This is a genomic window from Mesorhizobium sp. CA12 (assembly GCF_020165255.1).
In the GTDB taxonomy this organism is placed as follows: Bacteria; Pseudomonadota; Alphaproteobacteria; order Rhizobiales; family Rhizobiaceae; genus Mesorhizobium.
In genome coordinates, this window is record NZ_JAIUHT010000005.1 from 218,143 (window position 1) to 242,997 (window position 24,855).

Genomic DNA, 24,855 nt, shown 5'->3' on the forward strand with positions numbered 1-24,855 from the left:
GTTCCCATGACCCTGCTCGTCACTGGCGGCACCGGCTTCGTCATGAGCGTGGTTGCGCGCGCTTGGCTGGATCGCGACCCTCTGGCCCGCGCCGTGATCCTCGACCGCTCCGGCCTCGACGCAGCCGCTGAAAAGCATTTCGCGCCGGTGCGCGACCGGCTGACGGTAATCGCTGCCGATATCCTCGACCCGCAAGCCTGGTCCGCGACGCTCGACCAGCAAGGCATCACGGCAATCGTCCACGGCGCGACGATCACGCCGATCTCACGCGGCAGTGCTTCGGAGGCCAAGCGCCAGCCGGAGGCCGAGGATCCGGCACGCATCGTCGACGTCAATCTGATGGGCACCGTGCGCATGCTGGAGTGGGCGCGTGCGAGGGCCGGCCTCAAGCGCTTCGTCTATGTCAGTTCCGGTTCGGTCTACCGCCACAACGGGCCCGACTGGAGTAGCGAGCCGCTGCCGGAAGACGGCTATGTCGCGCCGCTGACGCTATACGGCATCTCGAAATTCGCTTCCGAGATGGTCACCAACCGCTATGCCGACCTGTTTAACCTGTCGGCGGTCTCGGTGCGGCTTGCTTCCGTCTACGGGCCGATGGACCGCGCCACCGAGAGCCGCAACTTTCGCCATGTCCCCAACCGCGTCGCGCATATGGCTCTGGCCGGCGAGACGATCAGGCCGAACAGCCTGGAGCCTGTCGGCGACTATGTCGCCTCGACCGACGTTGCCGCAGCGATCCTCGCGCTGATCGACGCGCCGCACCTCAATTACCGTCATTACAATATCGGCTCCGGCTCCAGCCAGACCATCGGCGAGATCATCGGTTGGGCAAAGGAACGCGTGCCGGGGCTGAAGGCCGAGGTGACATCAGGAGAAGACGCCAACATCGTCCAGGACGTGGCGCTGAAAGGCGGTATGTGGGGCGCCTATGACATCGCCCGCATCCTGCGCGACACCACATGGCGGCCGCGTCCCGGCAAGGAAGCCTTCCACGCCTATATGGACTGGATTGCCGCCAACGAAAGCTGAGGAGAGTACCGATGCCGATCGATCTCCAGCATGCCCAGCCGCGCGACTTTGTCGGCTATGGCCCGCATCCGCCCTTCGTCACCTGGCCGGGCGGCGTGAAGCTCGCTGTCAACCTCGTGCTCAACTACGAGGAAGGTTCGGAATACAACTGGCTGGATGATGGCCGCAACGACAATTGGGGCGAATACAATCTGACCAGCAGCCCGCCGGTGCGCGATCTCGGCACCGAGACGCATTTCGAATATGGCAGCCGCGCCGGCGTCTGGCGCCTGGTGCGCCTCTTCGATCGCTACGACATTCCGGTCACCTTTTCCGCCTGCGCCGTGGCGCTGGAGCGCAACCCGCCTTTGGTCGAGTGGATGAAGAGCCGCCGCCAAGACCTGATGGGCCATGGCCTGCGCTGGATTGACTACACGATGATGGAGCGCGGCGAGGAAGAGCGTCACCTGCACGAAGCCATCGCGCTTTACGAGAAGCTGCTCGGCAAGCGGCCGCTCGGCTGGAACTGCCGCTCGCTGCCCAGCGTCAACACGCGCGACCTTCTGGTGAAGGAAGGCGGCTTCCTTTACCACTCCGATCCCTGCAATGACGACCTGCCTTATTTCCTCGATCACCGGGGCACGGAGATACTGGTCGTCCCCTACTCCAAGACGCTCAACGACAGCCGCTATCTGGTGGCTCCGGGCTATAGCAATCCCCGCGACTTCGCCGAGGACTGCCGCTCGGCCATCGACTATATGCTCTCCGAAGCCGACGAGACCGGCGGCCGCATGCTGACCATCGGCATCCACGCCCGCTGGACGGGCCAGCCCAACCGCGCATCGGGTCTACGCGAGGTGATCGAGCATGTCCAACAAAGCGACGGCGCCGCCTTCATGCGCCGCGAGGACATCGCCCGCTTCTGGCATGCGAACCATACCCGCATCGAACAGCGCGGCTGAGCGATGTTCGAAACGCTGATCCGCGGTGGAACGGTGGTGAATGCCGAAGGCATCAGCCACAGCGATATCGGAATCGCCGCGGGCAAGGTCGCCGCAATCATCGCGCCCGGCGAAGCCGCCGAAGCCAGGATGGTCGTCGATGCCTCAGACTGCTTCTTGCTGCCAGGTCTGGTCGATGCGCATGCACATCTGCGCGACCCTGGCCTGACTCAAAAGGAAGATTTCTCCTCCGGCACGCATGCGGCCGCACTCGGCGGCGTGACGACCGTGCTCGACATGCCGACCGACGAACCGTGGACGGCCACGCCAACGCAACTCGCCGACAAGATGGCGATCGCCGAAGGCCGCATCCATGTCGACGTCGGCCTGCAGGCCGTGATCAGCCGCGACCTGTCGCTCATCCCTGGCCTGCTTAGCCTTGCGCCGGTGTCGTTCGAGCTGTTCACCGCCGACGTGCCGGACGTCTTCCTCTTTGCCTCGCTCGACGCGGTCGCCGAAGCGCTCAAAGCTTTTGCCGGTGCCGATACGCTGATCGGCATTTCACCCGGCGATCAATCGATCCTGAACGGCAGCGCTATGCGCGACCGCTCGGGCGCCATCGCCGCCTTTCTGGACAGCCGGCCGCCGCTGGCCGAAGCCAACGGCATCGCCCGCGCCCTTGTCGTCGCGGCCTCGGCGGAGGCAAAAATCCACGTCCGGCAGATCAATTCCGAACTGGGTGTCGAGACCTGGAGCCGGCTGCGCGGCATGGCCGACGCCAGCGTCGAGACGACGCCGCAGAACCTGTTCTTCACAGCGCAAGATTACGAAGCTCTGGGCGCTAATCTGAAGGCTTCGCCGCCCTTGCGGTCGCCGCATGACGTCGATGCGCTGCACGCTGCGCTCGGCGCGGGACTGATCGACATCGTCGCCACCGACCATGCTCCGCACGCACCGGCCGAGAAGGCGGCGCCTTATGCGGCTTTCGCTGACATTCCGGGCGGCATGCCGGGATTGCAGACGCTGCTTCCCACCATGCTGAAGCTGGTCGATGACGGGCTCATCGCCCTCCCCGATCTGGTGCGCATGTGCTCTCGCCATCCGGCCGAGCGGTTCGGCCTCGGCCGACGCAAAGGCCGCATCGCCGCCGGCTACGACGCCGATCTGCTGATCCTCGATCCGCACCAACCCAGCACGATCGCCAATGCCGACCAGGTGTCTCGGGCCGGCTATACGCCCTTCGACGGTTGGGCCGTGAAAGCGCGCCTGACCAACGTCTTCCTGCGCGGCCGCGAGATCGTGCGCGCAGGCAGGCTGGTCGGCCCGGCGCAGGGAAAGATCGTCACCCGGGAGAGCTGAACACCATGGCCTTGCTCGCAGGTAAAACCGTCATCGTCACCGGAGCGAGCTCCGGCATCGGCCGTGCCATCGCGCTGAAATTCGCGGCGGAGGGCGCGAGCGTCGTCGTTGCCGACATGGTGGAGCAGCCGATCGAGGACGGCGAGAGCACCACCGACATGATCCGCTCGGCCGGCGGCGCTGCAATCTACGTCAAGACCGACATATCCGACTGGAGTGCCGTCGATACGCTGGTGGGCGCAACGGTCGCGCGGTTCGGTCGCCTCGACGTGATGGTCAACAATGCGGCGATCTACACCAGCACCAACCTGATCGAGACCACGCCGGAACAGTGGAACCGCGTCATCGGCGTCAACCTGACCGGGTTCTTCTACTGCAACAAGCGCGCCGTCACGCAGATGCTGACCCAGGCGCCGGTCAATGAGGTGCGCGGCCGGATCATCAACATCTCCTCGCAGCACGGCATGGTTGCCTGCCCCGGCGATTTTCCCTATTCGGTGAGCAAGGGCGGTATCGTGCAGATGACGCGCCAGATCGCCGTCGACCATGCCGACGACCTGATCGTCTGCAACGCCATCGCGCCGGGCAAGATCATCACCGGCAAGCCGGGCGTCGCCAACGATCCTGATGCGCTCGAGTATTCGCGCCGGCGCACGCCGTGGCCGCGGCTCGGGCATCCTCACGACGTGGCGGGCGCGGCGCTGTTCCTGGCCAGCGATATGGCCAGCTACGTCACCGGGATAAACCTGATGGTTGACGGCGGCTGGATGGCCGGCTGACGAGTGATTGCCGGGCCGCTCTGGCAACCAGGCACGGGATGACGCCTACGAATACCGGGCGAAGAGGGGACTGGCGAAGGAACTACCCTATGGTTGCCCCAAACTATTCTGCCGCCCGATCGGAATCTCGAACTAACGAAGGAAGGCGTCCGGCCTCGAGTTTCTAGGGCGTGGGCAAAGCGCGGGCAAGCCGTGGGCAAAGCCATTTTTTTGCAATGAAATCAAAGGTCATGGTGGGCCCGGAGGGTGTGAGACCTTCGAAGAAAATCAATGGCTTAGCGGATGGTTAGCCAACCCATATCCTTCGTATCGTCTCGCATGGTCTGGCGAACCGGATAAGAACCCGAAATGAGCCACCTTCTTATTCGCTAATCGTAGGTCGAAGGTTCGATTCCTGCCGGGTTCACCACTTGGGCTCGCTATAGTCTCACCTGACGTTGTTAAGGTCGGTATTCCGGGCAACACCGCCCTATCGCTCACTGAAAATCCTCGTGTCAGTGGTTCGAATCCGCCTCTGGGCACCATCCCCTCTTCTCCCGACAGTCCCTATCGGCGATAGCTTCTACGCCGCAGCCTCTGCAAAGGCCTGAAATTGTTGGCCTTTTCGGGTCAGTTCGCGAATTTGAGCGCGGTTGGGCCGTTTCGAGTGCATTTGGTCCAACGGCGGGTGGGGATGGTATTTTCGTTGGTATTGGACATCCTGTTGGTATCGAAACAGCCAAAGGGAGGTCTCACGAATGGCCCTTTCTGATGTGAAATGCCGAAACGCTCGCCCCGCTACTAAGCTTGTGAAACTCTCTGACAGTTGCGGACTCCAACTGTGGGTGCAGCCTACGGGATCTCGCCTCTGGCGCCTCGCATATCGCTTTGACGGCAAGCACCGGCGCGCGCCTCCGTGAAGTCGATGCTTGATGCCCAGCTTTCCGCTTGTTGATCGCAACATAGACGTGGGTGCGTCGAAGTTCTTGATTTATCGCGGGCAAAGATCAGAAGCTCTCCAGGATGGCTCCGTATCGCTCGGCCCTACCTTTGAACGGCGATTTAGCCATTAAAGCTACCAATGCGTCCCCTGGACCGCACGACACGCGCAATTACATACAGTGGCAAATCCTAATAAGGAAAAATACGCCCACTCCATAAGGGATGATGAGAAGTCCGAGAGCGATCCAATAGCCCGGCTGCGCTATTGCGGCGAAATCTGAGCGAAGTTGTTCCATCTGCCCCAAACGATGCGCCAACATAGTTGTTCCAAGGGGCAACAATGCGAGCGGCATATGACCTTCCTGATTTGCCGGCAAATGTAAAAAGTTCTGAGCTTCCAGCTCGAGGCAGGAACAAGCTGTGGGGACGTTGGGTGGCTGCTCTAACGCCAGAACAGGTCACGGCAGCCTGTTGCGCGAACCCGAGTACTTGGATCAAAATTTGATTTGAGCGAAGCAAGTCCGCGTTCGAGCGTGGTGGCCGTCTTCCCTCGCCGGAACAGCTGCTTGCGCCAGGCATTTCTGGCGAGGCTGGGATAATCGGCAAAAGCGCATGTAACCACTTAACTCGATCTCGATCGGCGTACTGAGCGGTTCAGGGAATTCGCGTTTCAGACAGGTCAGGTAGCTTTGCTACCTGCCGAGGTCGCAACAAATGGCCAAGCCTGTCCAACGCCATAATTCGGCCTGTCGTCGACGCATTGGTGCGGCCAGTGATCCAAACTGGTTCCGCTGCCCGGCGTCCTTACAGGCCAGCGGTCTTGGTCGGCTACAAACCTCTTCATGAAGGAGGAACAAAGCAGCCGGCTGTCAGTTCGGTAACATTCAACAAGTTGTTCCGGATCATGGCTCATCGTCGGTTTTCGTTGCTAGCTTTGGGCCTTCTGGTCTTGGCGTTTGGCTCGACGCAGCAAAACGCCGCTCACGCGCAAGCGCCCTGCCCGGCCGATCACGACAAGCTGCTTTCGGCCTTGAAGGCCAACGTCAAGGCGAGCGGCGGCCCCGCGAATGGCGGCTTCGAGACCAATGAATGGGCGGCAATCGTTGCCCGCGACGGCACCGTCTGCGCCGTTGCCTTCAGTGGACCCACGGCCGATGCGCAATGGCCGGGCAGCCGGCTGATCGCGGCCGAGAAGGCCAATACGGCCAATGGCCTCAGCCTAGTGAACATGGCGCTGTCGACAGCCAATCTCTATGCCGGGGTGCAACCAGGCGGACCGCTGTTCGGTCTGCAGACCACCAATCCCGTCAACCAGGCAGCGGCTTACACAGGCGACCCCAAGACGTTCGGCAGCGCCAACGATCCGCTGATCGGCGAGCCGATCGGCGGCGTCGTCGTGTTCGGCGGGGGCCTGGCTCTCTACGACGGCAAGGCGATCGTCGGTGGCCTCGGGATCAGCGGCGATTCCTCCTGCGCTGACCACAACGTCGCCTGGCGCGTTCGCGCCGCCCTGGGGCTCAATAAGGTTCCGGCGGGCGTCAATCCCAACCGCAAGGATGCCATCATCTACGATCTTGATCCCGGCGGGAAAAGCGCCTCGGGCTGGGGCCACCCGCTTTGTGCCGGGCACGAGGCCGATATAGCGGCGGAAATCGGTTCCGGCGTCGGAGGTTCGACGCCGAAATGAAGCAAGCAGCGCAACCGGTACGATCCTGCGGGGAAGCCCCGATGACCAAGCGCTCGTCGGCGCCCCGAAAACATTCTCCGGGCGCCATTGCAGCGATGCTGTTGGTCTGCGCCCCCTTGCTGACAGCCGCTTCGGAATCGCCGCCGGCACCCGCGATCTCACCGCCTGCCGCGGCCGCGCCGCCCGATGACGGGCAATGGACGATGCCCGCCAAGAACTACGCCTCGACCCGCTATAGCGAGCTCGCCGAGATCAATGAAGGCAACGTCAAGAATCTGCAGGTCGCCTTCACCTTCTCGACCGGGGTGAACAAGGGCCAGGAAGCGGCGCCCTTGGTGGTCGGCAGCACGATGTACATCGTGAGCCCGTTTCCCAACATCGTCTACGCGCTCGACCTTTCCAAGTCTGGCGCGCCGATCAAGTGGAAATACGAGCCCAATCCTGAGCCTGCCGCGCAAGGGGTTGCCTGCTGCGATGTCGTCAACCGCGGTGCTGCCTTCGCGAATGGACGCATATTCTTCAACACGCTCGACGGCCACACCATCGCGCTCGATGCGAACACCGGCCAGCCGGTCTGGAACGCCCATGTCGGCAACATCAATATCGGCGAAACCATCACCATGGCGCCGCTTGTGGTGAAAGGCAAAGTGCTGGTCGGCAATTCCGGCGGCGAGATGGGCGTTCGCGGCTGGGTCAAGGCGCTCGACGCTGGCGACGGTCATGTCGTCTGGACGGCTTACAACACGGGCCCCGACAAGGAGGTGCTGATCGGCCTGGATTTCAAGCCGCATTACGACATGGACAAGGGCAAGGATCTCGGCGTCACGACATGGCCGCCGGAGGCCTGGAAGATCGGCGGCGGCAATATGTGGGGCTGGATTTCCTACGATCCGGATCTCAACCTTATCTTCCACGGCACCGGCAATCCCGGCCCCTGGAATCCCGATCTGCGGCCTGGCGACAACAAGTGGACATCGGGCATTTTCGCCCGCGACCCCGATACCGGGGCGGCGAAATGGTTCTACCAGTGGACCCCGCACGACCTGCACGACTATGACGGCATCAACGAGCAGATCCTGCTCGACATGAACTGGCAGGGCAAGCCGCGCAAGGTGCTGGTCCGGCCGGAACGCAACGGCTATCTCTACGTCCTTGATCGCACCACCGGCGAGGTCCTGTCCGCAAAGCCTTACGGCCCCGTCAACTCCAGCAAGGGCGTGGATCTCAAGACCGGCCGCCTGATCGAAAACCCGGACAAGCTGACGGGCACCGGCAAGGTCGTCCGCGACATCTGCCCGACCGCGTCGGGCCTCAAGGACTGGCAGCCTTCCGCCTTCTCTCCGAAGACCGGTCTGCTCTACATCCCGCACAACAATCTGTGCATGGACGAAGAAGGTGTCGAGGTGAACTACATCGCCGGCACGCCCTACGTCGGGATGAACGTACGCATGATCCCGGGGCCGGGCGGCAATCGCGGCGCCTTCACGGCGTGGGATATCGCGGCCGAAAAACCCGCCTGGAGCCTCAAGGAGAATTTCCCGGTGTGGAGCGGCGCGGTCGTCACCGCCGGCGATGTGGTCTTTTATGGAACGATGGAAGGCTGGTTCAAGGCGGTGAGCGCCAAGACCGGCGACCTGCTCTGGCAGTTCAAGACCTCGTCCGGCATTATCGGCCAGCCCATCACCTATCGCGGCCCGGACGGCCACCAATACGTCGCCATCTTGTCCGGCGTCGGCGGTTGGGCAGGCGCCATCGTGTCGGGCGACCTCGACCCGCGTGATGCCACCGCCGCGCTCGGTTTCGTCAATGCGATGAAGGACCTGAAGAACGCGACCACGGCGGGAGGCACGCTCTATGTGTTCCGGCTGCCCTGATGTGTTCGGTGTGATCCACAGCGTGGCGCGGAAGGCTTTCCCGCCGATAGCGCTCGGCATCACCGCGCTCGCCTTGCTGCTCTTTCCGGCGACGGCCGGCGCTCGTGAGCTCAGGGTCTGCGCTGACCCGAACAACCTGCCCTTTTCCAATGCGGCTGGACAGGGATTCGAGAACAGGATCGCCGAAATCATTGCCGCCGATCTCGGCGCGAAGCTGACCTACACCTGGTGGGCGCAGCGCCGCGGCTTCGTGCGCAACACGCTGAAGGCGGGTCTCTGCGATCTCGTGCCCGGCACGCCGGCCAATCTCGAAATGCTGCGCACCACCACTCCCTACTACCGATCGTCCTATGTCTTCGTGACCCGCCAGGACGGTCCCGACGTGGCCTCCTTCAACGACCCGCGGCTGCGCGACATGCGCATCGGCGTTCAACTCATCGGCGACGACGGAGCCAACTCGCCTCCGGTCCAGGCGCTCGGCCGCCGCGGCATCATCGGTCACTTGGTGGGCTATCCCGTCTATGGCGACTACTCCGCCCCCAATCCGCCGGCCCGCATCGTCGAGGCGGTGGCGAGCGGCGAGATCGACCTAGCCGTGGTATGGGGCCCGCTTGCCGGCTATTTTGCCCAGAAGCAGAAGGTCCCGCTGCGCATCACGCCGGTTGCGCCTCGCATCGACGGACCGCAATTACCCATGATCTACGATATTTCGATGGGCGTGCGACGCGAGGACGACGCCTTGCGCGGCGACGTGAACAATGCCTTGGCCAGGCACAAGGCGGAGATCGATGCATTGCTGGCGCAGTATGGCGTGCCGCGCCTCGATGCCTTGGGGAGCACGGTGCGATGAGGTGCGCTGCCGCTCTGCTCTTTCCTGTGGTGCTGATGCTCGTTGCCTGCCAGCGCGAGGAACGGGACACGCGCCCTCAATCGGCCCTCGGCTCGGGCGAGCAGCCGACGCCGGTGACAACTCTGGAACCCGGCGGGCAGCGGCCCTCCCCCACAGACAACAAAGCGGCGAGCTTCGAGGCCAATGCCTTTCATCTGAGCGAAGGCAAGCGCCTGTTCGGTTGGTTCAACTGTTCAGGATGCCATGCCAATGGCGGCGGCGGCATGGGCCCGGCGCTGATGGACGAAAAATGGATCTATGGCAGCTCTATGGAAAGCATTCATGCCACCATCCGCGACGGCCGTCCGAACGGCATGCCCAGCTTCCGCGACAAGATCCCGGACGACCAGATCTGGGAGCTTGCGGCCTTCGTTCGCTCGTTGAGCGGCAACGCGCCCTCCTCCGCCGCGCCATCCCGCAATGACGACATGATGGCGCACCCATCGGAAAACCGTATGCCGAATGCCGCCACGCTGGGGAAGTCGCCGTGAAACGCTTCGCCCCGATTGCGTTCGCCACGGCAATCGCCCTGTTTCTTCAGGGATGCGCAGGCTGGCAATCGGCGCTCGACCCGAAAGGTCCCGCGGCAAGTGAGCTCGCATGGCTGATCTGGTTCTTCACCGGCCTGTGCGCGGCGGTGTGGGTGCTGGTGATGATCGCCCTTGCCTTGCCATTGATGATGCGTCCACGAGAACGCGCCGAGCCGCTTGTAATCGACGCCGATGCCGACAATCGCAAGCTGCGCGTGGTGATGACCGCTATCGGGCTGACCGCCGTGATCCTGGTCGGCCTCACTCTGCTAAGCTTCTTCGCCAACAGGACGCTCGCCGCGATCGGCTCGGACGCCGCGCTGACCATTCGCGTCACAGGTCACCAATGGTGGTGGGAGGTGCGCTATGAGGACGCTACGCCGAGCCGCATCTTGACGACGGCGAACGAGATCCACATTCCAGCCGGCGAGCCGGTGCGGCTTCTTATCACCTCGACCGACGTGATTCACTCCTTCTGGGTGCCGAGCCTTTCCGGCAAGCTCGACCTCATTCCGGGCCACATGAACGTGCTCGACATCAAAGCCGATAAACCGGGCGTCTATCGTGGCCAATGCGCCGAGTTCTGCGGCGCGCAGCACGCCAACATGGGCACCTTCATCATCGCCGAACCGCGCGAAAAGTTCGACGCCTGGTGGAACGATCAGCTGCAACCAGCCGCCGCTCCAATGAGCGACGAGGCCAAGGCAGGCGAGGACCTGTTCCTGAAACGCCCTTGCGTCATGTGTCACAAAGTCGGCGGCACCCCCGCAGGCGGAACGGTCGCTCCCGACCTGACGCATATAGCCAGCCGGCAAACGCTTGCGGCCGGAACATTGACGATGAGCCGCGGCAATCTCGCCGCCTGGATAGCCGATCCGCAGGGCATCAAGCCGGGTTCTCACATGCCGGTAGCCGATCTGAGCGGCGACGAGCTCAACGCCATCGTCGCCTATCTCGAGGGGCTGAAATGAGCAGCGCGGATCTCACCAGCGAACGCGATCTGCCGCCCGAACGCGAGGCGTCCGCCAAAGGCGATCTTGCACCCGAGCGCGACGGGCCGCGCGACACCGGCTTGGACGATAGCAGCCTGCATCGGTGGCTGGCGCGGACGTGGCGTACGCCTCCCGGTATCATCGGCGCGCTGTCGAGCGTCGATCACAAGGTCATCGCACGGCGTTATCTGATCACCGCGTTCCTGTTTCTGTGTTTGGGCGGCCTCAACGCCGTTGTCATGCGCATCCAACTCTCCGGCCCGCGGCGCGGCCTGATCGGGCCGGATCTCTACAACCAGCTGTTCACGATGCACGGCGTCACCATGATGTTCCTGTTCGCTGTGCCCATCGTCCAGGCGACAGGAATCTATCTGGTGCCGTTAATGGTCGGGACCCGCAACATCGCCTTCCCGCGCCTCAATGCCTTCAGCTATTGGGTCTATGTCTCAGGAGGCCTCTTCGCCTGGGTGTCCTTCGCCCTCTCGATGGCGCCGGATGTCGGCTGGTTCGCCTATGTGCCGCTGTCCGGGCCGGAATACGCTCCAGGCAAGCGCGCAGACGTCTGGGCGCAGATGATCACCTATACCGAGGTCTCATCCCTGGCGGTCGCCGTCGCGACCATCGTCACCGTATTCAAGCAGCGCGCGCCCGGCATGTCGCTCGACAAGATCCCGCTCTACGTCTGGGCATTGCTGGTCACGTCCTTCGTCGTCGTCTTCGCCATGCCGGCGGTAATGGTCACCTCGACCTTCCTGATCCTCGACCGGCTGGTCGGCACGCATATCTTCAACCCGGCGGAAGGCGGTGACGCGCTGCTGTTCCAGCATCTCTTCTGGTTCTTCGGCCATCCCGAAGTGTACATCATCTTCCTGCCCGCGACCGGCATGGTCTCCGCCATCATCCCGGCCTTCGCCCGGCGCCCGATGTTCGGCCATCTCGGCTTGGTCCTGTCGTTGATCGCCGTCGGTTTCCTATCGTTCGGCCTCTGGGTCCACCACATGTTCGCGACCGGGCTGCCGAAACTGGGGGCCAGCTTCTTCACCGCCTCGAGCATGATGATCGCAATCCCCAACGGCGCTCAGATCTTCTGCTGGCTGGCGACTCTCTGGGACAGCAGACCGGTGATCCGCACGCCGCTGCTGTTCGTCTTCGGCTTCTTCTTCATCTTCGTCATCGGCGGCCTGACTGGCGTCATGCTTGCCTCCGTGCCGCTCGACCTGCAGGTGCACGACACCTATTTCGTCGTCGCTCACTTCCATTACGTGCTGATCGGCGGCTCGGTCTTTCCGCTGCTCGGAGCTGCCTATTTCTGGTTTCCCAAAATCACCGGCCGCATGATGAGCGAGCGCCTCGGGCGTTGGCACTTTTGGCTGGCGATGGTCGGCTTCAACGCGGCTTTCTTCCCCATGCACATCGTCGGCCTGTGGGGCATGCCGCGCAGGGTCTACACCTATCCGGCCGAGCTCGGCTGGGGGAACATCAACCTCTTCATCAGTGCCGGCGCGGTGCTCTTCTTCCTGAGCTTCGTGCTGTTTGCCTTCAACCTCGTCCACAGCGCATTGAGGGGTGCGCCTGCCGGCGACAATCCCTGGGACGCCGGCACGCTTGAATGGGCGACGTCCTCGCCGCCGCCCAGCTATAATTTCGCGCGCATTCCGATCGTGACGAATGTCGAGCCGCTCTGGGCCGAACGCGAGGCGCTCCCCGTCGCGACCGGGCTTCGCGTCGACGTGCGCGAGTTGGTCGTCTCGACGGTGGCGGAAGCTCACCCCGACATCCGCGAGAAATCGGCGACGCCGTCGATCTGGCCGCTGCTGGCGGCGATCGCCGTCGGCGCCACCTTCCTCTACTCGATCTTCACGCCCTGGGCGATCGTGTGGGGCGCCGCGCCGATAGCCGTCACGTTGATCGGATGGTTCTGGCCCAAGGGCGATCCGGAGGACGAGGAATGAACCAGCGCCCCGCCATGGATCTTTCCGGCCTCCCGACCTTTGGACATGGCCCCCGCAGCCCGACCTGGTGGGGCACGCTTGGCTTCATGGCGTTGGAGGGCACGGGCTTTGCGCTGGCCGCCGGCGCCTATCTCTATCTCGCGACGTTGTGGCCCAACTGGCGGCTAAGCGCTCCGCAGCCCAACCATTGGCCGGGAACGATCGTAACGCTGCTTCTCATCGCCAGCCTCGTTCCCAACCACATACTGAACGGCTACGCCAAGCGATGCGCTATCGAACCGGTGCGGATCGGCATGGTGGTGATGTCGCTGCTCGGCATCGCGCCGCTCGTCGTGCGCTGGTTCGAATTCCCGGCGCTGAACATCTATTGGGACACGAACGCTTATGGCTCGATGCTGTGGGTGCTGCTCGGTCTCCACACCACGCATTTGATCACCGATGTCGGCGACACGATTGTTCTGACCGTGCTGATGTTCACGCACCATGGCTACAGCGGCCGGCGCTTCGGCGATGTCGGCGACAATGTCTTCTACTGGGACTTCGTGGTCCTCACCTGGATCCCGATCTACCTGCTCATTTACTGGCTACCGAGGTGGGGCTGAGATGCGCGCGCTGCGGCTGGGCACGTCCTGGGGAGGTTTGTTGTCGGGGCCTTTGGCCTGGGCAATCTCGACGCAGCTGAACTATTCGCTCGTGCACTGGCAGTGCAATCGCCAGGTTCAGGTCGTGCTCCCTGTGGCGCTGTCGCTGGCCGTATTTTCTCTGCTGGGCGGCGCGCTATCATGGCGGGCGAAGCGGCAAGGCGGCGCCGCCTTCAAGCCGGAGCGCACGCGCAGCACCGAGCGTTTCGTCGCCGATCTCGGCATGCTCGCGGCACTGCTGTTTGCCCTCGTCATCCTCATGCAGGGTAGCGCCGCGCTTATTCTCGACGAGTGCCTGCGATGAGCCTCGAGGCCTTCTTTTCGACCTCGATCTGCTATGGCGCCGGCGCGCCCGAGGCCGGATGGACGTTGGCGTTTCCCATCACGCTTCCCTTGGCAGTGCTCGCGCTTATTTATGCGCTCGGCGCAAGCCGGCTATGGCGCCGCAGCGGCCGGGGCCGACCCGAGCGGCTACGCCAAGCTCTATTGTTCGCCGCCGGCTGGGGCGTTTTGACGGGAGCGCTGGTCAGCCCGATCCATGCGCTCGGCGAGCGCGTGTTCTCAGCCCACATGATCGAGCACGAGTTGCTGATGGCCGTAGCGGCGCCGCTCCTTGTCGCCGCCTGCCCCGGCGCGGCCTTGATGTGGGCGTTGCCGGCCACACTTCGCCGAGGGACGGGAAAGCTCACCCACGGCAAGGTGCTGCAGGCGCTCTGGGCCCTCGCCGCGCGCCCGCTCAGCGCGACGGTGCTTCATGGGGTCGCGATCTGGATCTGGCATATTCCGGCACTGTTCGAGGCAGCGTTGCAGCAGGGGGTGTTGCACTACGCGCAGCATGCGAGTTTCCTCGGCACTGCCTTGCTGTTCTGGTGGGCGCTTCTGCCACGTTACGGCCGACGGCAAACCTATGGCAGCTCCGTCATGCATCTTTTCTTCACCTCGCTGCATACCGGCCTGCTCGGCGTCCTGTTGCTGTTATCGCCAAAACTCTGGTATCCGGCGAATGCCTCCGGCGCGGCGATCTGGGGCCTGAGCCCGATCGAGGACCAGCAACTCGCCGGGCTAGTAATGTGGGTTCCGGCCGGCTTGATCTATGGCGGAGCGGCCTTGCTGCTCGCCGGCCTTTGGATAAGCAACAGTGGAGCCAGGGAGGCAACGCATGCGTTCCGACCTGGCTAGGCTGATCGGCGGCGCCCTTGCCGCGATCCTCCTGCTGGCCGCCGCAGTCGGCGCGGCGGCCTTATGGACCGACCGGCGCGAGCGCGTCCGGCACGAGTCGGATGTGGCGACCGGCGGCGTGGGCGCACGCGCCATTCCGATCATGACCGCGAATGGCTGTTCCGGCTGCCATACGATTCCTGGCGTGCCGGGAGCGCAAGGCCAGGTCGGGCCGCGCCTCGACGGCAGCCTAGCCGGCCGTGTCTATATCGGCGGCGTTGTGGCAAACAGTCCGGAGAACCTGATCCGCTGGATCCGGTCGGCCAGGGAAATCAACCCGCACACCGCCATGCCGTCGACAAGGATCACCGAGCAGCAGGCGCGCGATATCGCGGCCTATCTGTATGCCCTCAGATAATCAGCCTTCGCCGCCGCGCCGGGACCACAAGCCGCGGCCTGGATCGTAGCCGACCACCGCCGCCAGGAAGAATGCCCCAAGGCAGGCGACAACGACGAGCATGGAAACCACATCGAACCGCAGGTAGAGCGCGAAGCGGATCAGCTCGACCGCCGAGCTGAATGGGTTCCAGGCGGCGATCGTCGCCAGCACCGGGCCGGCTTCGGCGAGCCGCCAGATCGGATAGAGCGCCGTCGAGGCAAAGAACATCGGGAAAATGACGAAGTTCATCACGCCGGCGAAGTTCTCCATCTGGGTCGAGATCGAGGACACCAATAGGCCGAACGCACCGAGCATCAGACCCGACAGCACGAGCGCCGGAAACACGGCAACATAGCCCAGGATCGGCGGCCGCACGTCCCAGAAGCGCGCCACGAAAAGGAACAGGTAGACCAGCGGCAGGCCGACGATCACGCTGGCCAGCAGGCGCGCGGCAAGCAGGTACCAGCGCGGCAAAGGTGCCGTCAGCAGCAGGCGCATGCTGCCCATCTCGCGGTCGTAGACCATGGCCAGCGAGCTTGCCATGGCATGAAACAGCAGCATCATGGCCACCAGGCCGGGCACAACATAGACCTCGTAGAGGACATAAGTCTGGTAAGGCGGCGTGATCGACAGGCCGAGTACCGAGCGGAAGCCGGCGGCGAAGATCGCCAGCCAGACAAGCGGACGGACCATCGCGGAGAACAGGCGCGCGCGCTGCCGCAGCGTGCGCAGCATTTCCCGCTGCAAGATGCCGTGGAGCGCCCGCAATGCGTGATGCGTCTTCATGGCGACCCCGTCAGCGAGGCGAATGCCTCCGCGATGCTTTCGACCCCAAGCTCGGTGGAGATGCGATCAGCGCGACCAGCCCAGCGCACCCTGCCCTGATCCAGCACGACGATGTCGTCATCGGCTCCCACTTCTTCAAGGAAATGCGTCGCCCACAGAACGGCGATGCCGCGCTCGCGGCAAAGCTCTCTCACATGCCGCTCGAGCGCGCGCCGTCCCGGCACGTCGAGCCCGGCGGTCGGCTCGTCGAGCAGCAGCAGGCGCGGACCATGCATCAGCGCCCTTGCGATCTCCACGCGTCGGCGCTGACCGCCGGACAGCGCGCGGGTGGGATGATCGATCCTGTCCAGCACTCCCAGGCGGCTGAGTTCCTCCCTGGAGCGCTGCTTGCTCAAGTCTGCGGGAATCCCGTGCAGGGCCGCGTGGTAGCGCAGGTTCTCCCCCGCCGTCAGGTCGAGATCGAGCGTCGGCAGTTGGAAAACGATGCCCATTTGCGCGAGCGCGGCGGATGGGTTCGCCTCCATCGCCTGGCCAAAGACATGCACAGATCCTGCCCGCGCGTGATAGAGACCAGTGATCAGCGAGAACAAAGTCGTCTTGCCGGCCCCGTTGCGTCCAAGCAGGATGCACATCCTGCCTTCAGCCACAGCGAACGAGACCCCCTGGAGAACCCGCCGGTTTCCGAAACTGTGGCCCAGCTCCTCGACCGACAGCGCGTTCATGGGCCGATCACGACGCTCCATGGGCCGCGCCCCACCGGCAGCGATTTCACCACCTCCTGATTCTCCAGGTCAATGAAGGAGATGTCGCCCGAGTTGCCGTTGGCGCTGATCAGGCGCTTCTGGTCGTCCGAGAGCGCGACATGCCAGGGCCGCTGGCCGACGAGGTAGAGGCGCCGGACCTCAAGGGTCTTGGTATCGACCTCGGCAATCCTATTGGCCGGACCGAGCGCTACATAGGCGTTCGCGCCGTCGCGCGACATCACGATACCGACCGCCTGCACGCCCTCGCGCCGAATACCCGGCACCTCGAACTCGATCTTGCCCGTTTGTGCGCGCGTCGCGGCGTCGAACACCGTGGCGGTGCCGCGGATTTCGGACGACACCCACAATTGCTTGCCGTCCGGCGAGAACGCAGCCGCGCGCGGCCGCGTGTCGATGAGCAGATTGTCGATGAGCTCGAGCGTGGCGGCGTCGATAAGATGGACCATGCTCGTGGTCTCGGAGGTGCAGGCGACCGTTCGGCCGTCGGCACTAACCGCCATACCTTCCGGCTCCACCCCGACATCGACGGTGCCGATAACCTTGGCCGCCGCGATATCCACGACCGAAACCAGATTGTCCTTCTCATTGGCCACAAAGAGCCGTTTGCCATCCGGGTGGACGACGAAGAATTCCGGATCGGCGCCGGAAGGCAATCGACCGACCACCTGCCGCTTGGCGAGATCGACCATGTCGATGCGGTTATCGTCGCCTTCGGCAACGAACAGCGTCTTCTTGTCGATCGAAAGCGCCATTCCGCGCGGACGCCGGCCGACTTCGATCGTGTCCTGAAGGGTCATGGTCGCCCCGTCGACGACCGCGACGGTGTTGTCCTGCTCGTTGGAAACGTAAATCGTCTCTGCCCAGGCGGAAGGAGCGAGGATCAACATCGAAAGGACGAGCGCGATCAGAACTTGCACGTGCTCTCCTCCAGATCGATGCCCAGAGTGTCCAGCGTCGTACGCTGGTGAAGGAAGCCCGGCTGTGGCGAACTCGAGACGAGCAGGCGAGGGCCAGCGATAAGGATGGGCTGGCGCATCTGCCCGTCCCACGGACGGAAACTCAGCCCCTGTCCCTTGAAGCCGGCGAGAAGGAAATCGTCGCTGCGCAGATAGTTTCCGATCGCGGTCGGATCGAGACTGTGCAGCCGCGTTGCCGCCTCGCCAACGCTTCTGATGGCAAGCCAGGCGGCGTAGTCGCTGGGCAGCATCCAGCGCCCGGCCAGCTTGTGGAAGCGATCCTGGAGCTGCGTGGCGCCCCACTCCTCGTTGACCGCACTCCAGCCGGTTGCGACCAGCCCTTGCGTCCCGGCCACCGGCCTCGGAAGAGCGGTGCGCCCCTCGAGATAGGCGCCGAATTCATCGGCTTCGTCGGCTGCGACCAGAACATCATAGTCGCTGACTTGCGTGGCGGCGGGGATCTCGGTCTGCAGCGTGACGTGCCCCGTGTCCGCGCGGCCATTGGCGGGACGGAACGTCCAGGGCTGGTCGACGGTGATTTCCGCTCCGAAGCGCGTCGCGGCGCGCCGGAAGGCAGCCGCCATCGCCTGATCCTGCGGATGCGGGCCGACCAGCAGGAACCAGTGCTGCCAGCGTTTCCAGATCAGATATTGCGCCAGGGCGTCGGCGAGCATGGCGTGGCTCGGAATTGTATGCAGCACGTTGCTGCGGCAATCCTCCTGACGCAGGCGATCATCGGGCGCGCGGCTGTTGAACAGCGTCATCCGCTCGGCGCCGGGTGCTGCGCTAGCCTGCAGCAATTGGAGGGCATCCAGATCGGCAACCACAAAGCTGATGCGGGCGGCGGCGAATTCCTTGATTGCTTCGGCTGGCGTCTCGCCGGGCTTGAGGATGACTTGCTGCAACCGGAATTGCTGGCCGAGAAAGCGGCCGGTGCTGGCATCGTCGGCGATGCCGAGCCGGGCACCTTGCAGGCCGTCGTCGGTGACGACCTCGTCCAGCGGCCCGAGGGGCAGAGGTGGTTTGCGCAGTTCGCCGAGATAGCCGATCACCAACGTCTGCGGCTCGGCCAGACCGGGCAGGGCGATGGCGAGCAGCATGAGAAACGTCAGCGCCAGCCGCATCCGGCTCAGGTCGGGCAAGCCAAGTCGGATGTTCAATATCGGCATGGGCACTCCAGGATGGGAGCGACCCTAATGTTTTGAAAGAAGGAATGTTCCTGGATTCATGCCAACCGGGCCCGCCCCATTCAACCATCGGGGCGGGCCAGCCTTCGACCGGTAGAGGGAGGACCGACCACGACCCTAACAGCTGGAAATGCGGATTGTTCCTGGCGGTGGTCTGTCCAAGTCAGCGTTTCGCGCTGTCGCTGTCGGCGTCCGCCCGCGTCAGGAACTTTTGCGTGACTTGCGGCAGGTTGCTCTTCAGCCACTCGGCCATGGCTTCCTCTTCGCGCAGGTTCTGCTCGCAAACACGGGCAATCTCAGCCTCGCCCGCAGCGTTGGCCGCGGCGATGAGGATCGTATAGGACGCGATTTCCATGTGCTCGAACGTGTAGCTCGCCAGAGAGCCTTTCATGACCTCGTCGCCGGCGAAGACGCCGCTGATCGACTGCGCTGTAGCGGTCAGCTTGCCGCCTGCGTCTTTCAACATGGAGGAACCTTCATCGAGGCCATCTAGGCAGGTTTTCAGCCGCCTCGCCTGCTCTTTCGTCTCTTCCAGATGGCTGCGAATTCGCTCGCTGAGTTCCGGATAGTTGTCTATCCGGCTCAATTGCCCCGACAGCATCGTCTCTGCCTGTTCCTCCATGGCGTGAGCGTCCCTCAGCCATTGGACAAGCCATGCGCGCGATTCAGCCATTGCGGTGTCTCCATCTATCTGACGCCGCCCGAACCGAGGGAGGCGCGCATTGTTCCTTGAGTGTTGAAAAAGCGGCTACGATTTCCCGGACGAGGACGCGTCGGAATCGGAAAGTTTCTCGCGCACCGATTCGTCGGCCTTGTCGGCCGCGGCTTTGACGACCCCGCCGACCTTGTCGGCCAGCGTGCCCTCGCTCGACGCCTGCCGTCCGGCTTCGTCGCTTGCCGACTGGTAGGCTTCCGCCGCGACTTGCGTTGCGGTGTCGAGGCCTTCTTTCAAAGTGTCTTCGGCACTATCCCGAAGCCTCTCGCGATAGGTGCCCAATCGCTCGTCCTCGACCTCTGTGTGGGGCAGCATGGCGCCGATGGCAGCTCCGATGGCGAGGCCGACGGCAGCCACTGCGAGAGGCTGGTCCTCAAGCAGACTATGTGCCGAGCGGCTGGCACTCGTTGCCATATCGGCCGCAGCCGCCGCCGAGCTCGCCAGTGTGTCGGCTGCGCTGCTTGCCACATTCGACACTGTGCCGGCAGCTTCGTTAGCCATTCCCAAGACAGTTCCGGCCGCCCCGCTGGCCGCTTCGGCGACAGCGCCTGCCGCATCCGAGGCGGTCGAACCCATTCCAGCGCCGAACGCTCCATGATCGAGGCCAGGACCGCGCCGCGTCACACCATCGGTACCAGCCGGCGTGGCGGAGGCGCCGCTGCCCAACATCAGCCAGGCTAGGCCCGCGCCGATCACCGTCAGCGGCAACGGATTGTCCCGCACCTGGGCCTTCAGGTTGTGAAGCATTTCGGAGCCCGCGCCGCCTCTGAAATGCCCGGTGAATTCGTCAAAGAGCTGCCCGGGGGTCATCTTGTCGCGAATGGAGTCGGCGGTCGCCACCACTCTTGCGCGCGTGGCTTCCGCTTCGCGTTCGAGCTCTGCTGCGGATCTCTCGGTCATCTCGCTTGTTCCTTGATCACGTTCACGTCACGCTTGAGCTGTTCCTGTGTACGGTCCGGCGCGAGCTCGGAAGGCGCCATGCTCGCCATGCCGGTCCGCAACAGGATCACGCCAAGCACGGCCACGACCACGCCCACGAGCAAAGCGGACCACCCGGCGCCCAGACCAAGGCGGGCCAGAGCGATAACGAGCGCCTGCAACAAAACCAGCAGCGCAGCGAGCAGACATATCGCGCCGCCCAGCACCTCGACGGCGCCTGCGCCAGCCTTGGTCGCATTCTCCGAGATCTCCGCTCTTAGGAGCCTCGCCTCCGTTTGCACGAGCGTGCTCACCTGTTGCGCCAGATCGGCGACCAATGTGCCGAGACTTGGATTATCGTGAGTGCTCATTTCTTCAGCTCCGCTGCCTTGCCGGGTATGCCGCCGTCGGAACCCCAATTTGAGGGAGCGCTATCCCGTCGTGCACTCCTTCCCAGGCCGGTTTGTCCGGAACGTTCAGGCTTGGCCGCGGCCTGCGTCGGGCGGCGCGTGCCGGGCGGCGAAGCCTTCATGAAGCGGCCAAGTGCCAATCCCGCCAGAACCGAACCGGCAAGAAGCGCTCCAGGATTCTCGCGGCCAAAGGACTGAACGTCTTCGAGCACTTGTCCGAACGGCTTCTCCTTCAACGAGGAGGACAGCCGCTCCAGCCCGCTTGCGGCCTCCTGCATGAACTTCGAGGCCGCACTCTGGTCGCTGTTAGCCAAGTGATCGCTCGCGGCGCGCAGGGCGCCGCCGAAAACCGACAGGCTCGATCCGATATCGCGCTGCGTCTGCTCGGCCTTTTCGGAGACGGCCTGCTGGGCTTCGGCGGCATACGCTCCAGCCCTGCGGGCGACCTCGTCGCGGGCATCGTGGAGAGCTTCGCCGGCGCTTTGGGTTTCTTGCTGGATCCGGTCGGAAACTTCGTCCTTCGCCTTGGCGAAGTCGGACTCGGGGCCTCGATCATCCTCGCGCTGCATGGTGCCTCCTAGTGAAAGCCGAGGAAGGAAAGCACTGCGAGCACAACAACGATCAGTCCGATGAGATAGATGACACTGTTCATGGTGCAGCCTCCTCGATCCAATCCGAACTTCCGGCCGGCTACGATGTTCCCCTGGACGAGCAGCTTTTTAGCGAGTTCTCATTTGCCCATGGGCTTTGCCTTCAAAGCGGCAAGCTTCTCGTCTGGGCAAAGCAGCCTGGGGCGTGTCGGATCGGAAATATCGATCTTGTCCCAGGGAATGCGATAAAGGCCCTCGCGGCGGCTCAGCGCGAAGAAGTCGAGCAATGCGGTGCCGACAGTCGACGCGGATAGTCGCTCGAACGCCGCGAAGATGCCGATATGGAATTCGGTGACGACGAGATCGTCACCATCCTGCTCTGCGATGATCTCCTCGATATAGCCGATGCTCTTGCCGCGCTCGGAAAATACGGGCCTGCCGGCAAGGTGCTCGAGATTTACAGTCGCCATCCTCGCCCAGATGAGCTGGTAGCCGAACAATGCACCGGCCTGCGCCGCCGTCGCCATCGAGCCGACCTCCACGAAGCCGCCGACGCTGGTCACGACACCGAGTGAAATTTCGAGCAGCTTCTTCATTGCTGCTGCGCAAAATACTGGCGATAGGCCACAGCGAGATCGCCTTGCGCGGCCCGAAGCTCCTGTTGCGCCTGACCGACCTGGGCATCCTGTTCGGCCTCGACCGCGTCCTTGGCCCGCCTTGCCGCATTCGACAGCCGGGTAACAGCCGCTGCCAACGAATCTCGCTTTCCCCGGTCGGAGGGAGACGCCGATTCCACTTGCTGGCCGGCGGCGAGTGTCTCGGCGAAGGTTTGCAATGCAGAGGACGCACAATGGGATGGCGCGGCGCCGGAGAGCCAGGCGTCGCTCAACAGCACTGCCGCCTGCGCCGTCGAGGCCGCACGCTTCGATTGCTGGTCAATCGTTTTAGACGAGGAGCAAGAGGCAAGCGCCAGCAGGGGCAGGAAAGCCCGGCTCGGCCGGGCAACGGTGCGCGACATCTTCCCCTCGCTGCAATCGCATCAAATCCCGAAGATCAAGCCGCAGCCACGCGAAAGTTCCTCCGTGTTCGGGTTTTGCGCCGCCGATTGCCTGTTGCAGGGCGCGCGCGAAGATCGGGTTCGGCTTTTCCACCCTGACCGGGAATTGCAATTTCTTTGTCGGTAAAATACGTGGCTGGTTCTCCGTTGGAGGCCAGCCGAATCTCGGCCGTATTACGTTGTTCCGCGGACCGCGCACCTAATCATGTCGTGCGAGCCGGTTGCTTCGCCATGTCACCAATGTTGGCAAGAGCCGCAACCTTGTCGATCATCGCTAGGATCACCTGCGGATTGCTTTGATGCACCATATGTCCCGCATCCAAAACGATTTCTACGAGCGAGTGGCTTATCTCTGATTGCAGCCGCAGCGCCTCGGCCTTGGCATCGAACAGCTGGTCGCCCGCGCCGGCAATTATCCCGACAGGGACGGCGATGTCGGCATATCGGCGATTTGGGAAGAGTGCCGATACCAGCATCAGAAAGGATTCAGCGGATATGGAGCGCAGCTGCGAGGGCCGGCTCGCCAATCCTCTTGTCATCGCCGCAAAAGGCATCGCGACCGTTGCCGGATGAAAAATCTGCTTCATCGCCCAATGCCAGTTCAGCCTAACCAGCGAAGGCAGCAAAGCGTGGCGCAGCACCGTCCCGAGCAGTGGAACCGCCGGCAGCGCGGAGATGGCAAGGGCCAGTCTCGGCGACGGATAATGATAGCCGGCGACGACAACGACGCCAGCTACCGACCGGCGATGCCGACGCGCCATCTGGAGCGCCACCGCTGCACCCCAGGAATGGCCGACAACCATGTAGCGCCCGATGCCGAGTTTCGCGACCGCGGCATCGATGACGTCGGCCTGGGCAGCTGCGGTCCAAGGTCTGCCGGCCGGGCGTGGACTCATGCCGAAGCCGGGCCTGTCGAAGGCAAGTACGCGATATCTGGCGGCGGCTCTGCCGAAGATGCCGCTTGTCGTGAAGTCTTCCGCCGAGGCGCCATTGCCGTGCAACAGCAGAAGCGGTTGCCCATTGCCCGCCTCCAGGAAATGCAGCTTCGTTCCCCGGAGATGGATGAAGCGCCCGAGCGGACGTGCGGCCAACGCTCGTCGCGCAAGCTGGCCATTGTACAGGGACAAGCCAACCGCTGCCGCCGCAAGCAACAGAAGCAGATTCTTCCTGAACTTTGCCGTCATCGTTGGAAATCAGGCGGTGTGGCGGAGCAGGCGACTTTACAGCCGCCCTGCTCGCTATCAGGCCGACCCTTTCTGAGGCAGCTCGGTCTCTTCCTCGACTTGGTCGCGCAGGCTCTGCTCGGCCTCCTTCTTATCAGCCCCGGCCGACGGCTTTTGCCGGGCGAGCTCGCGATCCACAATCTTGCGCGAGCCTTCAACCGGATCTTCCTGCGGCGAATCCCTGTCCGCTCCTGTTTGCTGGCCGGTCCGATCGCTGCTTGGGGTTGATCGCGCGGAATCGTCGTTTTGGCGGGGCTTCGTCATTGAGCACCTTCTCCGCTTTCATCGGATGTCTGCTGACTTCCGAGCAGGTTGGAAGCCGGCCAAACCTCTGTGGCCGGCCTTTGTTCCGTGGGCAGCGAGATCGACCTCGTTACTGCTCCGCAGCCGGGAGAAGCAACAGCCTCTTGCAACAAATGTGGTTGAGGCTGAACCGCTGCACTTCTACGAGTGCGGCAAGCGTCCGGTTGCGTCCTGCGTCCGCCTCGCGAGGAAGGAACCATGACGCGCCACTCTCAACTCAGTCTTTTGGAATTCGAAGCGCTAACGCAGGCAGCTTCGAAACTGTCGAAGGATCACGGCGGAACGCTGGAAAGCTTGGTGACCTCCCTGTTCGAAGCGCTGCGCGAAGGAGAGACTTGCCCAAAGACGGTTCTGGACGCGGTAATTTCGACGCTGACCAAGGAGAACCGCTAGACTAGACAGCCGGCTTGCCGGAGCCCTCGGCATCATCCTGTTCAGGCTCGACATCTTCCAGGGCATCGATGACAGGCGCCAGCGAATTCTCGTGATCAGCACTGGATTCCGACCCTCTGTTTTCCTCGCCGGCTTTGTCTAGTGCACGTTGGATGGCGTCCTCAATGTTGCCCACCTCCTGCTCGCGCACCTCGCGACCGTAGCCGGCGGCATCGGCGTCTTGCTCGAATTGCTGCGCCAGCATCGCAACGCTGATCTCGGTGTCGGTCGGCAAGTTGCCGACATTCTCTTCCAGCCAGCTTCGCAGGAATTCCTTTGTCGCGTTCATGGAGCACCTCCTCCTCGACGCGAGATAACTGGACGATGACGCCGATGTTCCGTAA

Annotated in this window: 29 protein-coding genes and 1 pseudogene; 17 read left to right on the forward strand and 13 right to left on the reverse strand. The window is 63.5% G+C overall.

Annotated features, from left to right (window positions below; translation table 11 throughout):
• The first annotated feature begins 6 nt into the window (after positions 1-6).
• From LB520_RS11360 to LB520_RS11435, 16 genes and pseudogenes are all read left to right on the forward strand, one after another.
• On the forward strand, positions 7-1,029 hold the full coding sequence (locus LB520_RS11360) for an NAD-dependent epimerase/dehydratase family protein (RefSeq protein WP_224637553.1): 1,023 nt from the start codon (positions 7-9) through the stop codon (positions 1,027-1,029).
• A gap of 11 nt (positions 1,030-1,040) precedes the next feature.
• Positions 1,041-1,970, forward strand: coding sequence for a polysaccharide deacetylase family protein (locus LB520_RS11365; RefSeq protein ID WP_224637554.1), 930 nt, complete (start codon positions 1,041-1,043; stop codon positions 1,968-1,970).
• Between the two features lie 3 nt (positions 1,971-1,973).
• The gene (locus tag LB520_RS11370) at positions 1,974-3,308 is read left to right on the forward strand and encodes a dihydroorotase (protein WP_224637555.1); all 1,335 of its coding nucleotides are present in this window, start codon (positions 1,974-1,976) and stop codon (positions 3,306-3,308) included.
• 5 nt (positions 3,309-3,313) lie between these two features.
• Entirely contained in the window at positions 3,314-4,087 is a 774-nt protein-coding gene (locus tag LB520_RS11375; protein WP_224637556.1) for an SDR family NAD(P)-dependent oxidoreductase, read from the forward strand.
• A 20-nt stretch (positions 4,088-4,107) separates the two neighbouring features.
• Positions 4,108-4,254, forward strand: a complete 147-nt coding sequence (locus LB520_RS29355) for a MucR family transcriptional regulator (protein ID WP_224637630.1) — start codon at positions 4,108-4,110, stop codon at positions 4,252-4,254.
• A gap of 570 nt (positions 4,255-4,824) precedes the next feature.
• Positions 4,825-4,971 (forward strand): annotated as a pseudogene (locus LB520_RS11385) (Arm DNA-binding domain-containing protein); the annotation flags it as partial.
• A 986-nt stretch (positions 4,972-5,957) separates the two neighbouring features.
• Positions 5,958-6,695, forward strand: a complete 738-nt coding sequence (locus LB520_RS11390) for a heme-binding protein (protein ID WP_140839283.1) — start codon at positions 5,958-5,960, stop codon at positions 6,693-6,695.
• Positions 6,696-6,736: 41 nt separating this feature from the next.
• Entirely contained in the window at positions 6,737-8,569 is a 1,833-nt protein-coding gene (locus tag LB520_RS11395; protein ID WP_210239540.1) for a methanol/ethanol family PQQ-dependent dehydrogenase, read from the forward strand.
• A complete protein-coding gene (locus LB520_RS11400) occupies positions 8,550-9,419 on the forward strand; it encodes a substrate-binding domain-containing protein (protein ID WP_140839287.1) in 870 nt (289 codons plus the stop codon). Before LB520_RS11395 ends, LB520_RS11400 begins: the two co-directional genes overlap by 20 nt.
• Positions 9,416-9,949, forward strand: a complete 534-nt coding sequence (locus LB520_RS11405) for a c-type cytochrome (protein WP_140839289.1) — start codon at positions 9,416-9,418, stop codon at positions 9,947-9,949. Before LB520_RS11400 ends, LB520_RS11405 begins: the two co-directional genes overlap by 4 nt.
• Complete coding sequence (coxB, locus tag LB520_RS11410) at positions 9,946-10,959, forward strand: cytochrome c oxidase subunit II (RefSeq protein WP_224637557.1); 1,014 nt, start codon at positions 9,946-9,948, stop codon at positions 10,957-10,959. Before LB520_RS11405 ends, coxB begins: the two co-directional genes overlap by 4 nt.
• Complete coding sequence (ctaD, locus tag LB520_RS11415) at positions 10,956-12,932, forward strand: cytochrome c oxidase subunit I (protein ID WP_224637558.1); 1,977 nt, start codon at positions 10,956-10,958, stop codon at positions 12,930-12,932. The genes coxB and ctaD overlap by 4 nt, the downstream gene beginning before the upstream one ends.
• On the forward strand, positions 12,929-13,534 hold the full coding sequence (locus LB520_RS11420) for a cytochrome c oxidase subunit 3 (RefSeq protein ID WP_224637559.1): 606 nt from the start codon (positions 12,929-12,931) through the stop codon (positions 13,532-13,534). The genes ctaD and LB520_RS11420 overlap by 4 nt, the downstream gene beginning before the upstream one ends.
• A gap of 1 nt (position 13,535) precedes the next feature.
• On the forward strand, positions 13,536-13,877 hold the full coding sequence (locus LB520_RS11425; protein ID WP_224637560.1) for a hypothetical protein: 342 nt from the start codon (positions 13,536-13,538) through the stop codon (positions 13,875-13,877).
• A complete protein-coding gene (locus tag LB520_RS11430; protein ID WP_224637561.1) occupies positions 13,874-14,752 on the forward strand; it encodes a cytochrome c oxidase assembly protein in 879 nt (292 codons plus the stop codon). The genes LB520_RS11425 and LB520_RS11430 overlap by 4 nt, the downstream gene beginning before the upstream one ends.
• Positions 14,733-15,149 carry a c-type cytochrome gene (locus tag LB520_RS11435; RefSeq protein WP_224637562.1) on the forward strand — a complete coding sequence of 139 codons (417 nt, stop codon included), beginning with the start codon at positions 14,733-14,735 and terminating at the stop codon, positions 15,147-15,149. Before LB520_RS11430 ends, LB520_RS11435 begins: the two co-directional genes overlap by 20 nt.
• On the opposite strand, the gene LB520_RS11440 is transcribed toward LB520_RS11435, so the two are convergent.
• The 12 genes from LB520_RS11440 to LB520_RS11500 form a co-directional block, all read right to left on the reverse strand.
• Entirely contained in the window at positions 15,150-15,956 is an 807-nt protein-coding gene (locus tag LB520_RS11440; protein WP_224637563.1) for an ABC transporter permease, read from the reverse strand. It lies immediately after the preceding gene.
• Positions 15,953-16,678: an ABC transporter ATP-binding protein gene (locus tag LB520_RS11445; RefSeq protein ID WP_224637564.1), complete on the reverse strand. Its 726-nt coding sequence runs from the start codon at positions 16,676-16,678 to the stop codon at positions 15,953-15,955. Before LB520_RS11445 ends, LB520_RS11440 begins: the two co-directional genes overlap by 4 nt.
• On the reverse strand, positions 16,675-17,637 hold the full coding sequence (locus LB520_RS11450) for a PQQ-dependent catabolism-associated beta-propeller protein (protein ID WP_224637565.1): 963 nt from the start codon (positions 17,635-17,637) through the stop codon (positions 16,675-16,677). Before LB520_RS11450 ends, LB520_RS11445 begins: the two co-directional genes overlap by 4 nt.
• Positions 17,625-18,845 (reverse strand): ABC transporter substrate-binding protein, encoded by a 1,221-nt coding sequence (locus LB520_RS11455; RefSeq protein ID WP_224637566.1) that lies wholly within the window; start codon positions 18,843-18,845, stop codon positions 17,625-17,627. Before LB520_RS11455 ends, LB520_RS11450 begins: the two co-directional genes overlap by 13 nt.
• A 181-nt stretch (positions 18,846-19,026) precedes the next feature.
• Complete coding sequence (locus LB520_RS11460; RefSeq protein WP_224637567.1) at positions 19,027-19,536, reverse strand: ferritin-like domain-containing protein; 510 nt, start codon at positions 19,534-19,536, stop codon at positions 19,027-19,029.
• Between the two features lie 75 nt (positions 19,537-19,611).
• Positions 19,612-20,478, reverse strand: a complete 867-nt coding sequence (locus LB520_RS11465; RefSeq protein ID WP_224637568.1) for a DUF3618 domain-containing protein — start codon at positions 20,476-20,478, stop codon at positions 19,612-19,614.
• Complete coding sequence (locus LB520_RS11470; protein WP_095768531.1) at positions 20,475-20,867, reverse strand: phage holin family protein; 393 nt, start codon at positions 20,865-20,867, stop codon at positions 20,475-20,477. Before LB520_RS11470 ends, LB520_RS11465 begins: the two co-directional genes overlap by 4 nt.
• A complete protein-coding gene (locus LB520_RS11475; protein ID WP_176477094.1) occupies positions 20,864-21,475 on the reverse strand; it encodes a hypothetical protein in 612 nt (203 codons plus the stop codon). The genes LB520_RS11470 and LB520_RS11475 overlap by 4 nt, the downstream gene beginning before the upstream one ends.
• A 161-nt stretch (positions 21,476-21,636) precedes the next feature.
• Positions 21,637-22,092, reverse strand: a complete 456-nt coding sequence (locus LB520_RS29360; RefSeq protein WP_224600525.1) for a hypothetical protein — start codon at positions 22,090-22,092, stop codon at positions 21,637-21,639.
• Positions 22,089-22,514, reverse strand: a complete 426-nt coding sequence (locus tag LB520_RS11485) for a hypothetical protein (RefSeq protein WP_224637569.1) — start codon at positions 22,512-22,514, stop codon at positions 22,089-22,091. The genes LB520_RS29360 and LB520_RS11485 overlap by 4 nt, the downstream gene beginning before the upstream one ends.
• A 242-nt stretch (positions 22,515-22,756) precedes the next feature.
• On the reverse strand, positions 22,757-23,704 hold the full coding sequence (locus LB520_RS11495) for an alpha/beta fold hydrolase (protein WP_224637570.1): 948 nt from the start codon (positions 23,702-23,704) through the stop codon (positions 22,757-22,759).
• Positions 23,705-23,794: 90 nt separating this feature from the next.
• Positions 23,795-24,040: a hypothetical protein gene (locus LB520_RS11500; RefSeq protein ID WP_224637571.1), complete on the reverse strand. Its 246-nt coding sequence runs from the start codon at positions 24,038-24,040 to the stop codon at positions 23,795-23,797.
• 237 nt (positions 24,041-24,277) lie between these two features.
• Here LB520_RS11500 and LB520_RS11505 point away from each other — a divergent pair, with 237 nt between their 5' ends.
• Complete coding sequence (locus LB520_RS11505; protein WP_140839317.1) at positions 24,278-24,472, forward strand: hypothetical protein; 195 nt, start codon at positions 24,278-24,280, stop codon at positions 24,470-24,472.
• A 1-nt stretch (position 24,473) separates the two neighbouring features.
• On the opposite strand, the gene LB520_RS11510 is transcribed toward LB520_RS11505, so the two are convergent.
• Positions 24,474-24,800, reverse strand: a complete 327-nt coding sequence (locus LB520_RS11510) for a DUF768 domain-containing protein (RefSeq protein WP_095768527.1) — start codon at positions 24,798-24,800, stop codon at positions 24,474-24,476.
• Positions 24,801-24,855 lie beyond the last annotated feature (55 nt).